Annotated in this window: 16 protein-coding genes; 9 read left to right on the forward strand and 7 right to left on the reverse strand. The window is 66.4% G+C overall.

The window, feature by feature from the left end:
- Nucleotides 1-28: 28 nt before the first annotated feature.
- Together fba and KVT32_RS12770 are read right to left on the reverse strand one after the other, a co-directional pair.
- On the reverse strand, nucleotides 29-1,093 hold the full coding sequence (fba, locus tag KVT32_RS12765) for a class II fructose-bisphosphate aldolase (RefSeq protein WP_056326713.1): 1,065 nt from the start codon (nucleotides 1,091-1,093) through the stop codon (nucleotides 29-31).
- Between the two features lie 230 nt (nucleotides 1,094-1,323).
- Nucleotides 1,324-2,223, reverse strand: a complete 900-nt coding sequence (locus tag KVT32_RS12770) for an SMP-30/gluconolactonase/LRE family protein (protein ID WP_217618313.1) — start codon at nucleotides 2,221-2,223, stop codon at nucleotides 1,324-1,326.
- Nucleotides 2,224-2,497: 274 nt separating this feature from the next.
- On the opposite strand from KVT32_RS12770, the gene KVT32_RS12775 reads away from it, so the two are divergent.
- Together KVT32_RS12775 and KVT32_RS12780 are read left to right on the forward strand one after the other, a co-directional pair.
- On the forward strand, nucleotides 2,498-3,826 hold the full coding sequence (locus KVT32_RS12775) for a dicarboxylate/amino acid:cation symporter (protein WP_180098098.1): 1,329 nt from the start codon (nucleotides 2,498-2,500) through the stop codon (nucleotides 3,824-3,826).
- A gap of 135 nt (nucleotides 3,827-3,961) precedes the next feature.
- Complete coding sequence (locus tag KVT32_RS12780; protein WP_056326706.1) at nucleotides 3,962-4,345, forward strand: hypothetical protein; 384 nt, start codon at nucleotides 3,962-3,964, stop codon at nucleotides 4,343-4,345.
- A 37-nt stretch (nucleotides 4,346-4,382) separates the two neighbouring features.
- Here KVT32_RS12780 and KVT32_RS12785 read toward each other — a convergent pair whose 3' ends face one another.
- Entirely contained in the window at nucleotides 4,383-4,817 is a 435-nt protein-coding gene (locus KVT32_RS12785) for a hypothetical protein (protein ID WP_056326704.1), read from the reverse strand.
- Between the two features lie 175 nt (nucleotides 4,818-4,992).
- Nucleotides 4,993-5,952: a LysR family transcriptional regulator gene (locus tag KVT32_RS12790; RefSeq protein WP_175155103.1), complete on the reverse strand. Its 960-nt coding sequence runs from the start codon at nucleotides 5,950-5,952 to the stop codon at nucleotides 4,993-4,995.
- A gap of 111 nt (nucleotides 5,953-6,063) precedes the next feature.
- Here KVT32_RS12790 and KVT32_RS12795 point away from each other — a divergent pair, with 111 nt between their 5' ends.
- From KVT32_RS12795 to KVT32_RS12825, 7 genes are all read left to right on the forward strand, one after another.
- Nucleotides 6,064-7,899, forward strand: coding sequence for a gamma-glutamyltransferase family protein (locus KVT32_RS12795; protein ID WP_217618314.1), 1,836 nt, complete (start codon nucleotides 6,064-6,066; stop codon nucleotides 7,897-7,899).
- 58 nt (nucleotides 7,900-7,957) lie between these two features.
- Nucleotides 7,958-8,932 carry a tripartite tricarboxylate transporter substrate binding protein gene (locus KVT32_RS12800; RefSeq protein ID WP_217618315.1) on the forward strand — a complete coding sequence of 325 codons (975 nt, stop codon included), beginning with the start codon at nucleotides 7,958-7,960 and terminating at the stop codon, nucleotides 8,930-8,932.
- Nucleotides 8,929-9,444 carry a GAF domain-containing protein gene (locus tag KVT32_RS12805; RefSeq protein WP_217618316.1) on the forward strand — a complete coding sequence of 172 codons (516 nt, stop codon included), beginning with the start codon at nucleotides 8,929-8,931 and terminating at the stop codon, nucleotides 9,442-9,444. Before KVT32_RS12800 ends, KVT32_RS12805 begins: the two co-directional genes overlap by 4 nt.
- A gap of 152 nt (nucleotides 9,445-9,596) precedes the next feature.
- Nucleotides 9,597-10,049 carry a GFA family protein gene (locus KVT32_RS12810; RefSeq protein WP_056326694.1) on the forward strand — a complete coding sequence of 151 codons (453 nt, stop codon included), beginning with the start codon at nucleotides 9,597-9,599 and terminating at the stop codon, nucleotides 10,047-10,049.
- A gap of 36 nt (nucleotides 10,050-10,085) precedes the next feature.
- Nucleotides 10,086-10,625: an SRPBCC family protein gene (locus KVT32_RS12815; RefSeq protein WP_217618317.1), complete on the forward strand. Its 540-nt coding sequence runs from the start codon at nucleotides 10,086-10,088 to the stop codon at nucleotides 10,623-10,625.
- 519 nt (nucleotides 10,626-11,144) lie between these two features.
- Nucleotides 11,145-11,408: a translation initiation factor IF-1 gene (infA, locus tag KVT32_RS12820; RefSeq protein WP_006221179.1), complete on the forward strand. Its 264-nt coding sequence runs from the start codon at nucleotides 11,145-11,147 to the stop codon at nucleotides 11,406-11,408.
- Nucleotides 11,409-11,568: 160 nt separating this feature from the next.
- Entirely contained in the window at nucleotides 11,569-11,856 is a 288-nt protein-coding gene (locus tag KVT32_RS12825) for a hypothetical protein (RefSeq protein WP_056326690.1), read from the forward strand.
- Between the two features lie 30 nt (nucleotides 11,857-11,886).
- On the opposite strand, the gene KVT32_RS12830 is transcribed toward KVT32_RS12825, so the two are convergent.
- The 3 genes from KVT32_RS12830 to mog form a co-directional block, all read right to left on the reverse strand.
- A complete protein-coding gene (locus KVT32_RS12830; protein ID WP_217618318.1) occupies nucleotides 11,887-12,753 on the reverse strand; it encodes a peptidoglycan DD-metalloendopeptidase family protein in 867 nt (288 codons plus the stop codon).
- A 5-nt stretch (nucleotides 12,754-12,758) separates the two neighbouring features.
- Nucleotides 12,759-13,097, reverse strand: coding sequence for a hypothetical protein (locus KVT32_RS12835; protein WP_056326686.1), 339 nt, complete (start codon nucleotides 13,095-13,097; stop codon nucleotides 12,759-12,761).
- Between the two features lie 100 nt (nucleotides 13,098-13,197).
- Nucleotides 13,198-13,830 (reverse strand): molybdopterin adenylyltransferase, encoded by a 633-nt coding sequence (gene mog, locus KVT32_RS12840; RefSeq protein WP_217618319.1) that lies wholly within the window; start codon nucleotides 13,828-13,830, stop codon nucleotides 13,198-13,200.
- Nucleotides 13,831-13,972 lie beyond the last annotated feature (142 nt).

A 13,972-nucleotide genomic window follows, 5' to 3' on the forward strand; every position in this document is an offset into this window, starting at 1 on the left:
CACAGGGAAGGCGGCGCCGGCGGGGACCTTACTGCACCACTTGCGACAGCTTGCCCGACGCGTATTGCGCGGCAATTTCGGTCAGCGGCAGCGGCTTGATCTTGCTGGCGTTGCCGGCGGTGCCGAATTCCGTGTAGCGAGCGACACAGATTGCCTTGGCGGCGGCGCGGGCGGGCTTGAGGTATTCGCGCGGGTCGAATTTTTCGGGGTTCTCGGCGAAGAAGCGGCGGATCGCGCCGGTCATGGCCAGACGGATATCGGTGTCGATATTGATCTTGCGCACGCCGTACTTGATGGCTTCCTGGATTTCCTCGACGGGCACGCCGTAGGTTTCCTTCATGTTGCCGCCGAATTCACGGATTTCGGCCAGCAGTTCCTGCGGCACGCTGGAGCTGCCGTGCATCACCAGGTGGGTGTTGGGCAGGCGGGCGTGGATTTCCTTGATGCGGGAGATCGACAGGATGTCGCCAGTGGGCTTGCGCGTGAACTTGTAGGCGCCGTGGCTGGTGCCGATGGCAATCGCCAGGGCGTCCAGTTGCGTGCGGCGCACGAAGTCGGCGGCTTGTTCCGGGTCGGTCAGCAGCTGATCCATGGTCAGCTTGCCGTCGGCGCCGTGGCCGTCTTCCTTGTCGCCTTCCATGGTTTCCAGCGAGCCCAGGCAGCCCAGTTCGCCTTCGACGGTCACGCCCAGCTTGTGCGCGATGTCGACAACCTTCTTGGTGACTTCGACGTTGTAGTCGTAGTCGGCGATGGTCTTGCCGTCTTCCTTCAGCGAGCCGTCCATCATGACGCTGGAAAAGCCCAGGTCGATCGCGCCCTGGCAGATCTTGGGCGACTGGCCGTGATCCTGGTGCATGACCACGGGAATGTGCGGGTAGGACTCAACGGCGGCCTGGATCAGGTACTTGAGGAAGCCTTCGCCCGCGTATTTGCGCGCGCCGGCCGAGGCCTGCATGATCACCGGGCTGTCGGTCTCCGCCGCGGCTTCCATGATGGCCTGGACCTGTTCCAGGTTGTTGACGTTGAAAGCCGGAATGCCGTAGCCGTGCTCGGCGGCGTGGTCGAGCAACTGGCGCATGGAGACTAGGGCCATGAGTGGTCCTCCTTAGGTACTGTCTATTGAGAGATGGTTGAAGCCTTGCTGAATGGCGTGATTTTACGGGGGAATCGAAGAAAGGTCTTGCAACGGCCGGTATCCTATCCATTCAGGTGATACCGCAAGGGGCGGGACGGCTGATATCCCGCCTTGCGATCTCGTCCATGCGGACCAGAAGTCCGGCACGCCAGGCCTTTGCCGCCCCGCTTGTGACCTAGGGCTGTGGCCTACGGCCTGCCCGCGTGCGGCACGTCCACCTGGGTCATCAGGATGCGGGCCTGGGGTTTGGCCCGGCGATTGGCTTCGACGAAATCCGGCGCCGCCGCCATGAAGAGCGTCCTGCCGTCGGGACCACCCAGCGCGGCCGCGAAGATGCCGAACTCGCCCGTGTCGATCTGTTCCAGGATCCTGCCGCCCCGTTCGACCCGCACGATGCGCTTGCCGATGGCATCGCCCACCCACAGCGCGCCTTCTTCATCCAGTGCGCCGCCGTCCGGGGCGATCTTTGACGCGGCGATCAGCGTGGTCAGGTCGTCGCTCGCCGGCAGCTCGCCGAAGTTGGCCCAGTCGCGGCGCGGGCCCAGCACGCCATTGGGCTCGATGTCGAATTCGGAAATGCGGTTTGCGAAGGTCTCGTTGACGATCAGCGTCTTGCCGTCGGGCGTAATGAACGACCCGTTGGGAAAGCACAGCCCGTCCGCCACCACCTGCGCCACGCCGTCCGGGTCCACGCGCACCAGCGTGGTCGTGCGGACCGGTTCGCCCGCCATGATGTCGAACCCGAAGTTGCCCACATACGCCCTGCCCTGCGCGTCCACCACCATGTCGTTGATGGGGCCGCCGGTCAACGCGGAGAGGTCCGCGTGGACCGATAGCGTGCCGTCCGCCTCGCGGCGCAGCAGCTTGCGGTCTTTCATGGAGGCGATCAGCAGGCGGCCATCGGGCAGCCAGCCCAGGCCGGAGGGCTGCTGGGGCACCAGGCAGACACGGTCCACGGCGCCTTGCAGCGTCACCGTGATGACCTGCCCGGTATAGAAGTCCGAGGCCCACAGCCGGTTTTCGTGCCAGCGCAGTCCTTCCAGATAGGTGTAGCCGGAAGCCAGTACGGACAATTCGCGATTCGGCATTGCTTTGTCTCCCATGTCGCCCCGCTCGGGGCGGGTTCCCAGGTGGCGCCCGGCCTGTCTTGATGAGACCGGAAGGGGCATTCTGGCATGGCTAATCCGTCCCTAAACTGACAACTGACTGTCAGGTTGGCGGCGTTAACATCGCGCCCCAGGGTTAACCCGAGCAGCACCCGGAGCCCTGGCATGTCCGTTACCGGACCGCCTGCCCCCGCCTTCATGCCGGCGGACCTGGCCCCACGGCCCAAGCGGCGGCTCCCGTTTTCCCGTATTCAACATGAACACTAAGAAGCTGACGCGTTATATCGGCATCGCCATGGTGCTGGGCATCGTGGTGGGCTACTTCTGCAACAAGTTCGCGCAGAACCAGCAAGAGGCGGCGCACATCGCCTCGTACTTCAGCCTTGTCACCGACATCTTCCTGCGCATGATCAAGATGATCATCGCGCCGCTCGTGTTCGCCACCCTGGTGACCGGCCTGGCCAGCATGAGCGACGCCAGTGCGGTGGGCCGCATCGGCATGCGCGCCATGATCTGGTTCATCGCCGCCTCGGCGATCTCGCTGTTGCTGGGCCTGGCGCTGGTCAACATCTTCCAGCCCGGCGCGCACATGAACCTGGCGATTCCAGACGCGGGGCTGACATCGGGCCTGAAGACGGGCGATTTCACGCTCAAGGCGTTCATTGCGCACGTCTTTCCCAAGAGCATCGCCGAAGCGATGGCCAACAACGAGATCCTGCAGATCCTGGTGTTCTCGCTGTTCTTCGGCGCCGCACTGTCGTTCATCCGCGGCAAGGGCCACAACACGATCTACAACATGATCGACGAGCTGGCCAAGATCATGTTCCGCGTCACCGACTACGTGATGCGTTTTGCGCCGCTGGGCGTGTTCGCCGCGATGGCCGCCGCCATCACGACCGAAGGCCTGGGCGTACTGATCAGCTACGGCAAGCTGATCGGTGAGTTCTATCTGGGCCTGGCCCTTTTGTGGGCGATTCTGTTCGGCGTCGGTTACCTGTTCCTGGGCAAGTCCACGTTCCGTCTGGGCGGCCTCATCAAGGAGCCGACCCTGCTGGCGTTCTCGACCGCGAGCAGCGAATCGGCCTACCCCAAGACGATCGAGGCGCTGGCGCGGTTCGGCGTGTCCAAGCGCATTTCCGGATTCGTGCTGCCGCTGGGTTACTCGTTCAACCTTGACGGCTCGATGATGTACCAGTCGTTCGCGGTGCTGTTCATCGCCCAGGCCTACAACATCGAGATGAGTTTCACGCAGCAGCTCACCCTGCTGCTGGTGCTGATGGTGACGAGTAAGGGCATGGCCGGCGTGGCGCGCGCCTCGCTGGTGGTGGTGGCCGCGACGCTGCCGATGTTCCACCTGCCCGAAGCCGGCCTGCTGCTCATCATGGGCATCGACCAGTTCTTCGACATGGGCCGCACCGCCACGAACGTGGTCGGCAACAGCCTGGCCACGGCCGTGATCGCCAAGCTGGAAGGCAATGAAGAGGATCTGCCCGCGGATACGGACGCCGAGATTGCCGGCGAGACGGTTTCCGGAACCGTGGACGCGACCCCGCAACCGGCGCGGACCGCCAGCCAGAACGCATGAAAAAACGGGCCGTAACGGCCCGTTTTCAATGGTGCGCGCCCGCTTGACCGGCGCGAGTGCCGGGCGCAACATAAAAGCCCTTTTCGTCACGCACCGGCGAGGCGCGCATGGGCGCCGCGCCCGGCCCCGCACACCATGAATCTTCTGTTCTCGCCCCGCGCGGCGGCGGCGCTTGCCGCCGGCCTGTTCGCCTGCATTCCCCCTGCGCATGCCTGGACCCGCATTTCCTGCGACCTGACAGGCACGGTCTCCACCTTTCCCACCACCTACCGGCAGTTCCGGACCGACGGCACGGCGCTGACGCAGGTGCTGTTCAAACTGAAAGTAAAAGCCGCCGACATTCCCGACGGCGAAAGGGCCGACACGGACTGCGGCGAGTTCGTGGACAAGGAGGTGGAGGTGGCGCTGGAGAACGTGCCGGCGCGCACCATCTTGCGGGGCAAGCCGTTGAAGGTGCGCTACAAGTACGACGAATCGCTGGGGCAAAGCCTGGCGACGCGGTACGAACTGCCGCGCTGACCTTGGCCCCGCTGGCCGGGTGGCGTCAGTCGTTTAGTCAGTCGTTTACCGAGCAGGACACGGGCGCGCCGTCCTCGAACTCGACGTCGTAGGTGTGCACCGGGTCCCAGGGCAGCGTGAACCAGAGCTCGTAGCCGTCGCCGTCTTCGTCGAACAGCCACAGCGCGCGCAGCACGGCTTTTTCCGCCATGGCTTCCGCCGTTTCTTCGGCCAGGAGCTGGTCGTCTTCGATGCCCAGCTTTTTGCAGTGCTCGTACGAATAGTTGTCGAGCAGGAAGTCGGCCGCGGCCAGAATCTGGTCGTCCAGGTTGTCCAGGATGCCCTTGACCACCTTGGATGCGCCCGCATCGGGCTCTTCACCGTCAGTCTGGATCATGACGTGGATGGGGGGCCGGCCCTCGCCGGCGGGGACGTTTTCCGCCGCCCACAGATCGGGTTCTTCGAGGTCCTGGGTGAAATTGAATCGTGCCATCTGGGGCTCCGTGAATTGGAAGGGCAAGCGGCAAAAGGCAGCGGCTTGCCCGGGGCCGTGTGGCCTTTCAGCCATTTAACCAGATGCCGGCTACTTCGTCTGTGGCGGGAAGCGACGTTTTTGCGCCTAGGACATGTGCATGTCTTGCCAGACAGGCTTACGCCGCTCGTGCAGGTCAGGCTTGCGCGGGCACGGGTGCTGCCGCGTTTGCGCAGAGGTCCAGCAGGATGTCGGAAAACTGCGACTCGGCCGTCAACGCCTGTTCGCGCTTCCTCCGGATCAGGTTGATCGGCGGCAGCTCCCAGCCAAACTCCCACGGCACCATGCCCAGCCTGCCCCGCTGGCAAAGTTCGCGCGCGATGTCTTCGGGCACCACCGAAATCGACGATTCGTTCTGCGACAGGATGCCCTCGATCACATCCGTCGAATAGGCCTCCAGCACGGGCGACGGCGGCTGCAGCCCGGCACGGATGAAGTGTTCGACGATCAGTTGCCGCGTGGGCGTATTGGCCGCCGGCAGCACCCAGTCCAGCGCCGCCACCGCGGCCCAGTCGGGCTTGCGCCGCGCCAGCCGCTGGGCCAGCCGGCCGTGCGCGACCAGGCGGGGCCGTTGGCGGTACAGCACGCGATGAATCAGGTCTTCGTGCATCACCGTGGACGTGGCGCGGCTGATGATGCAGTCCAGCTCGTGCTGGCGCAGCATCGGCACCAGATGATCGGTCGTGGCGCGGTGCAGGCTAAGGGTTACGCCGTGGCGCTGGTGCAATTGGCTGATGGCGGCGGTAAGCAAGGCGCTGGACACGTACGGCACCACGCCCACGTGCAGGTGCGCGGAGCGCCCGGCCTGCAAGGCCTCGACTTCGCGCTCCCACAGATCCAGATCGCTGAGCATGTGACGCGCCCGCACCAGCGCCAGATTGCCCAGCTGGGTGGGCTGCAGGCCGCTGCCCGTGCGCAGGAACAGGGGCGCGCCAAAGATGTCTTCCAGCTCGGCCAGGGACTTGGTGACCGCGGGCTGGCTAATGCCCGTCTGCGCGGCGACCCGCGTCAGCGATTTATGGCGGTCGATATTGACCAGCAGCATCAGGTGCCGGTGCTTCAGGCGGTTGGCAAGTCGGACGGCGTCGCGGCTCATGGCGTTTTCCAGATAACCATTTGGTTATGCAATTATGCCCATAAAGATAAAACCAGTTATTTCTGAGTCCTATACTGCACGCATCATTTCCTGCCCTCCCGGTATCCCGCGATGAATCCGTCCTTCACCACCCGACCTGAAATACGCGGCACGTACGGCGTGGTTTCGTCCACGCACTGGCTGGCCTCGCAAGTGGCCATGAGCGTGCTGGAGCGCGGGGGCAACGCGTACGACGCGGCCGTGGCCGGCGGATTCATGCTGCAGATCGTGGAGCCGCACCTGAACGGGCCGGGCGGTGAAGTCCCCATCCTGATCTGGAGCGAACGCGAGCAGCGCATGCGCGCGCTGTGCGGCCAAGGCCCGGCGCCCGCGCTGGCGACCCCCGCCTACTTCCGCGAGCTGGGTGTGGACCTCGTGCCCGGAATCGGCCTGCTGCCCGCCACGGTGCCGGGCGCGTTCGGCGCCTGGCTGACGCTGCTGCGCGATTACGGCACATGGGAGCTGGCGGACGTGCTGCGGCCAGCCATCGACTATGCGCGCGACGGCTTTCCGCTGGTCCCGCGGATCTCGCAGGCGATCCTGGCCGTGCAGGCGCTGTTTCGCGACGAATGGAAAAGCTCGGGCGAGGTCTGGCTGCCCGGCGGCCGCGTGCCCGCCCCCGACGCGCTGTTCCGCACGCCGGCCATCGCGGCCACCTACACCCGCATCCTGGACGAAGCCCACGCCGCCAGCACCGACCGGCGCGGCCGCATCGATGCGGCGCTGGACGTGTGGTACCGGGGTTTCGTCGCCGATGCGATCGACAGTTTCTACACCAACGAGGCCGCGCTGGACACCACCGGCCAGCGCAACCGCGGGCTGCTGCGCAAGGCCGACCTGGCCGATTGGCGCGCCACCTACGACGAACCGCTGACCACGCAATATGGCCGCTACACGGTCGCCAAATGCGGCGTCTGGTCGCAAGGCCCGGTGCATCTGCAACAGCTGGCGCTGCTGCGCCACCTTGACGTGGACAAGCTGGACCCGCTGTCGCCGCAATTCGTGCACCGCGTGGCCGAAGCCGCCAAGCTGGCGTTTGCCGACCGCACCGCCTGGTATGGCGATCCCGATCACGCGCAGGTGCCGCTGGCGGCGCTGCTGAGCGACGACTACGCGCGGGCGCGCGCCGCCACCATCGGCGACCGCGCCTGCCACACCCTGCAACCCGGCAGTCCGGGCGGCCTGCCGCCGCGCCTGCCCGACCTGGACGCCGCCATCCGCACACTGGCCGCCTCGGACACGCGCTACGGCGTGGGCGAACCGACCTTCGCGGCGTTGCCGCCCGTCGACGAATGGGCCTCGCGCGAATTGTTCGTGGGCGACACCTGCCAGATCGACGTCATCGACCGCGACGGCAACATGGTGGCCGCCACGCCGTCGGGCGGCTGGCTGTCGTCAAGTCCCGTGGTGCCCGCGCTGGGCTTTTCGCTGACGACGCGCCTGCAGATGACCTGGCTGGACGATGGCGTGCCGGGCCAGCTGCAGCCGGGCAAGCGCCCCTGCACCACGCTGTCGCCAGGCCTTGCGCTGCGCGACGGCCAGCCTTACATGGCGTTCGGCACGCCGGGCGGCGATCAGCAGGACCAATGGACCGTCGCGTTCTTCCTGCGGCACGCCATGGGCATGAACCTGCAGGCGGCGATCGAGGCGCCGTCCTGGCATATCGATCACTTTCCAGGCTCGTTCTGGCCGCGCGCGCTGACGCTGAACCGGCTGACGGTGGAGTCGCGCATGCCCGCGGCCACGCTGGACGCGCTGCGCGCGGCCGGTCACGACGTCAAGGTAGGACCGAACTGGTCCGAAGGCCGCATCAGCGCCTGCACGCGCGAACCCGCTGCGGGCGGACGCCTGCTGCTGCGCGCCGCCGCCAATCCCCGTGGCATGCAGGGATACGCCGTCGGCCGCTAAATCACTTTTTCTTTCGACCGGCTCTCAGAAGCCGGACACTACGCAAGGGGTAAACACCATGACACTGCAACTCAAACGACTGCTGCGCACGTTCGCGCTGGGACTGGCGATGGCCGCGCCCGCGCTTTCGCAGGCCGCGTGGCCCGAAAAGCCCATCACGCTGGTCGTGCCGTGGGCGGCCGGCGGCTCCACGGATATCCTGGCGCGCGTGTTGTCCGAAGGCCTGACGCAATCGCTGGGCCAGCCCGTGATCGTGGAAAACCGTTCGGGCGCGTCCGGCAACATCGGCACGGCGTTCGTGGCGCGCGCCAAGCCGGACGGCTACACGCTGCTGGTGGGCTCGATGAGCACCCACACGATGAACCAAGCGCTCTATTCCAACATGCCGTTCGACGGCGTGAAGGATTTCACGCCGATCGCCGAGTTAGCCCTCGTGACCAACACGATGGTGGTGCATCCGTCGGTGCCGGCCTCGAACCTGAAGGAATTCATCGCCTACATGAAGGCCAATCCCGACAACGTGGCCTATGCCTCGGCGGGACAGGGCTCGACCAACCACCTGAGCGCCGTCCTGTTCGAGAAGGCCGCCGGCGTGAAGATGATGCACATCCCCTACCGCGGCGGCGCGCCTGCGGTGCTGGACACCGTGGCCGGGCGCACGCAGGTGCTGTTCAGCGCTGGCACGCAGACGCTGCCGCACGTGCAGTCGGGCAAGCTCAAGCTGCTGGCCGTCACGGAAGAACAGCGCTCGCCGCTGCTGCCCGATGTGCCCACCGTAGCCGAAACGCTGCCCGGCTATGAATTGGCGGTCTGGTACGGCGCGTTTGGCCCGGCCGGCATGCCGCCCGAACTGACGGCCCGGCTGAACCGCGAGATCAACGTGATTCTGAAGCGGCCCGATGTCATCAAGAAGATGGGCGACATGGGCGTGCTGCTGACCGACACCACGCCCGAGCAGTTCGGCCAGATCCTGGCGCGCGATGCCGACAAGTACGGCAAGTTGATCAAAGAACTGGGCATCACCGCGGAATGACGGACCACGCCCTCAGCCCGGCCGCCACGGGCGTGCAAGCCATCGGCCAGGCGTACGCGCAGGGCAATGCGCAGGCGGCCTTTCAGGCCATCGATGCCTACGCCGGGCTCGCCCTCGCGCACACGCTGTGCACCGTGAATCGTTACGACGCCAGCGCCATGCGCGTGGTGCGGCTGTATAGCTCGAACCCGCAGGCCTACCCGCCGGGCGGGAGCAAGGACAAGACCGGCACGGCCTGGGGCCGGCACGTCCTGCTCGAGCAGCAGGTGTTCGTCGGCCAGGGAGAGGACGCCATCCGCGAGTTCTTCAACGACCACGACGCCATCCGCGAACTGGGCTTGAAATCCGTCATCAACGTGCCGGTCGTCTATGGCGGCGCGTGCCTGGGCACCGTGAACTTCCTGATGCCGCGCGCCGCGGTGACGCAGGCGGACATTGACGCGGCACGGCTGGCGGCCCTCTTGGCCCTGCCCGCGTTCCATGCGCTGCAGGCGGCACAGCCCGCCGCCTGACCGCTGCCCGGCCCGGATGCCGCGCGTTGCCCGGCATCCGGCGGAAACCCCGACGCAGCAACGATCTGAAAGACATCCGGCTCAAAAGCGGGAGCCGACGCCCGGCGCCGCGGGTATATTGGGGTTATTCCCCAACCTGCCTGGCGCTCATCATGATCAAAGGTTCCTGCCTCTGCGGCCGTGTCGCCTACGAGATCAACGGTCCGCTCACCGACGCCCTGAACTGCCATTGCGTGATGTGCCGCAAGACGCATGGCGCGGCCTTCCGCAGCCGCGCAACGGTCCAGTCCAAGGATTTTGCCTGGACCCAGGGGGAAGACCATGTGACCTGGTACGCCTCGTCGCCCGGCAACTACCGGGGCTTCTGCGAGGCCTGCGGCACGCCCCTGCTCAGCCGCTTTGACCAGACGCCCGACGTCTACGGCCTGCCGCTGGGCCCGCTGGACGACGATCCGGGCGTCAAACCCGAGGCGCATTACCATGTCGCGAGCAAGGCGCCGTGGTACGACATCACGGATGCGCTGCCCCAGCATCCCGGCGCCATGGATGAAGCGCCCGAGCACGATCCGCAGGTGCCGCCACTGACCTTTTCACACGGAAGATGAACCCACGTCCGGCTCCGGACTTCACAGGAGACTGATATGAGCGACTTTGGCGTCGTACTGGACCCCGCCACCCTGCGTTTCACGCGCACGCTGCCGGCCAGCGTGGACGAGGTGTGGGCCTGGCTGACCGAATCCGACAAGCGCGGCCAGTGGCTGGCTTCAGGCGACATGGACCTGATGGAGGGGGGCGGCGTCACGCTGCGGTTCCTGCATGCCGACCTGTCCTCCGTGCGCGAACCGACGCCCGAGGCCTACAAGCCCTACGAGGAAGGCCTCACCACGCAAGGCCTCATCACCCGGTGCGAACCGCCGCACCTCTTGAGTTACACCTGGGGCGGATCGGCGGGCGCGCCATCCGAGGTGATGTTCGAACTGTCCCCAAAAGCAGATTCCGCCCTACTCGTCCTCACCCACCGCAAGCTTGCCACCCGGGACGACATGGTCGACGTGGCGGGCGGCTGGCACACGCATCTGAACGTACTCGCGGCCCGGCTGGCCGGCCGCGATCCGGGCCCGTTCTGGTCGGCCAATGCCGCCTGGGAGGCCGAGTACCAGCGCCGCATCCCCCGGCGCTAGAGTCGTTCAAGCGCAACTATCACGGGCCGATCTGGCATAAAAGCTGGCTAAACCGCCCGCTTTGCAGTAACATAAGACCGTGATTTTTCCGCAAAAACCGGACTTCGGTCATCCTGCGTGCCAACCTGTAGCGCCCACCAAAGGGCGCTACTGAATGAACGTCAGCGACGCGAACGAGATCCGGTTTTTTATTGGGCGCCCCCCGTCACTGCCCAGCACGCCGCTGCAGTCCTCGTGGCGCCAGGCGTTGCCGCTACCGCTGCAACCCCGCTTCTTCCGGCCAGGTGCCCGCAGCACCCACGCCGCGACCCCGGCGCGCACCGCGCGCACTTACCTCAGGGCGCGAGTATCCGCCATTTCAGACATCCCTTCGGATGCCGTGGCCCATACCCACGCTTGCCCGAACGTTTTTTTGCGTTCAAACCGCTGGACCGGTTTATCCGAGTCCGACGCGCTTGCCGCCTTGCGCGGCGCCTCATGCCGCCGGCATGGCTGCGCGTTTTGATCAAGGAGTAGAGCATGGCTAAAGAAGAACTCATCGAATTGGATGGCATCGTTGACGAAGTGCTGCCCGATAGCCGCTACCGCGTCAAACTGGACAACGGCATCGAAGTCGGCGCCTACGCATCCGGCCGTATCCGCAAGCACCGCATCCGCATCCTCGCGGGCGATCGCGTCACCCTGGAAATGTCCCCGTACGACCTGACCAAGGGCCGGATCAACTTCCGCCACAAGGACGAACGCGCTCCCGCCCCGCATCGTCCCCAGCAATACCGCCGCTAAGCCGGCCGCCCGGGCCGGCTTCATGCCGGCGCCCGGCACCCACTTTTCGCGAATCCTAAAGCCCGATTCGCGTCCTGCCGTAATGCGTGGAACGCCCGTTCATGAAAGAATGGCGCTCCCTCGCCTGGCGCAACGCCAGGCCGGATACGCACGAAGCACGATGGACCTGAAAGAAGAATTGCAAGCCGCCGCAGACCAGCTTGCCCTGGCGCGAAGAAGATTCGCGAAGGGCGAGGAAGGCCTGCGCCTGCTGCGCCAGTCGCGCGAGGCCTTCATCAACAGCCTGCGCAACACTGGCCTGACCTACGCCGAAGCCAAGACCAAATACGACAACTGCCTGGACGACCAGGAAGCCGGCCAACGCAGCGTGCAGCAGCAGATGGAATACGCCGAGCGCATGCACCAATACGTGCTCAAGCGCATCGCGCTGGCGGCAGAGCAGGCCTGAACCCGGCCCGCCCCCGATCCCCGCCGTTCGTCAGGGCTTGAACGCCCCAATGAAGATCGCCGGATCGATGCGCGCATCGTTCAGGCTGACGTTCCAGTGCAGGTGCGGGCCCGTCGCCCGCCCGGTCGCACCCACCTTGCCCATCACGCCGCCGCGCGGCACCTCGTCGCCGACTTTCACGTCGACGGCCGACATGTGGCAGAACATGCTGATCAATCCCTGGCCATGGTCCAGGAACACCGTCTTGCCATTGAAGAAGTAATCCCCCACCAGCACCACCACCCCGGCAGCCGGCGCCTTGATGGGCGTTCCGGCCGGCACAGCGAAATCCAGGCCTGAATGGGGATTGCGTTCCTGGCCGTTGAAGAAGCGGCGCAGGCCGAACGGGCTGGACAGGCGTCCGCCGTTGACGGGCCGGTCCAGGATCAGGTTGCTGGGCGTGACGCCGGCACGAAAGCCGCGGTAGGCCTCGATCTGCTCGGCCAGCTCGCGTTCGATGCGCTTGAGATCGTCCGGGTTCGGATCCACCTGGCGCCGGTTCTTGAGCGTGATGTGCTGGGCGACGTAATCCTTGGCCCCCACCGAGAAGGCCACCTGGCGCGTGCCGGCGGCGTCCTTGACCTGGACGTGCTCCTGGCCCGGCTTCACGCTGAGCGGGATGCCGACCACGGCGATCCACTGCTTGCCCTGTTCGCGCACCACCAGCACGCGCCGGTCCTGGTATGTGACCTCGGGCGCGCTGGCCGCGTCGCCCAGCGTCAGGACGGCCACCCCGCCCGGCACGCGGGCGTCGAGCTTGCGGCCGATGTAGCTGCCCTGCTGCGCCCGCGCGGGCCAGGCCAGGCACAGGCTGGCCGCGGCCAGCCCGGCGCGCAGGACATCGCGGCGTTCGAACATGGGGCTTACAGGCACAGGTTGGCCGGTTCGATGATGGTCTGGTCGCGGCGGGCGATGCGCGTGGACAGGCGGGTCTCGGTCTTGCCCTGCCAGTGGGTCGTCGTCATGACGGCCTCGACGCCCAGGCTGCCGTGCAGAATGAGCTCGTAACCATTGCGCACCGGCTTCTGTTCGAAATTGACGCCCAGCCCCTTCCAGGCGTCCGCCACGCATTGCGTGTAGTCCTGGGCGGTGCGCGCGGTCGAACCGTAGAAGACGGGCTCGCGGTCGCGGACGTCTTTGACGTTGGCGCAGGCGGTCAGGGCAGCCAGGACGGTAAGGGACAGGATGATACGAGCCTTCATGACGATGGAAACTCTCGGTCGGTAGGGATTGATCGGGGCGGCCAACTATACCGCACGGTCTTTTGGCGCCTTGGCCCGGCAACGCCCGGCCGAGGCGGCTTCACGCCTGCGGCGGGCGGCGGGCGGACTTGGGGCGGAAGGCCGCGATGACCTCGGGACGCGTCTCGGCGTAGGGACCGCCGATGAGGTCGATGCAGTACGGGATGGAGGCGAAGATGCCGGGCACCAGCACGGCGCCGTCATCGCCCTTCAAGCCTTCCAGCGTCTCGCGGATGGACTTGGGCTGGCCGGGAAGGTTCACGATCAGGGCGGCATGGCCGTCCGTTTCGCGGATGACGGCCACCTGCCGCGACAGGATGGCCGTGGGCACGAAGCGCAGGCTGATCTGGCGCATCTGTTCGCCAAAACCAGGCATTTCCTTGGTGCCGACGGCCAGCGTGGCCTCGGGCGTGACGTCGCGCCGCGCCGGGCCGGTGCCGCCGGTCGTCAGGACGAGATCGCAGCCGCAGCCGTCGACCAGCTCGATCAGGGTCTCGGAGATGCGGGCCGGCTCGTCGGGAATCAGCCGGTCGACCGCCTGCCACGGCGAGGCCAGCGCCCCGCCCAGCCACTCGCGCAGCGCGGGCAGTCCTTGGTCCTGATAGGCGCCGGTGGAGGCGCGGTCGGAAACGGACACCAGGCCCACGATGAGTTCGTCGGAGTGGCTGCGGGCGATGCGGGCAATGTGGGTCATGGCGTAGCGGGGAATCCGGCAATGAAGCGCCGCGGCGGCGGCAGGCAGCGCGGCCGCCGTGGCTTGCCGGACGGCCGCGCGACATCGATGCTATCGCATTCTCTAAGGCGGCATGCGGCGGGGTCGGCGGCGCCAAGTGTCG

It is taken from the genome of Achromobacter sp. GbtcB20 (assembly GCF_019091095.1).
GTDB classification, from domain to species: Bacteria; Pseudomonadota; Gammaproteobacteria; order Burkholderiales; family Burkholderiaceae_B; genus Achromobacter; species Achromobacter mucicolens.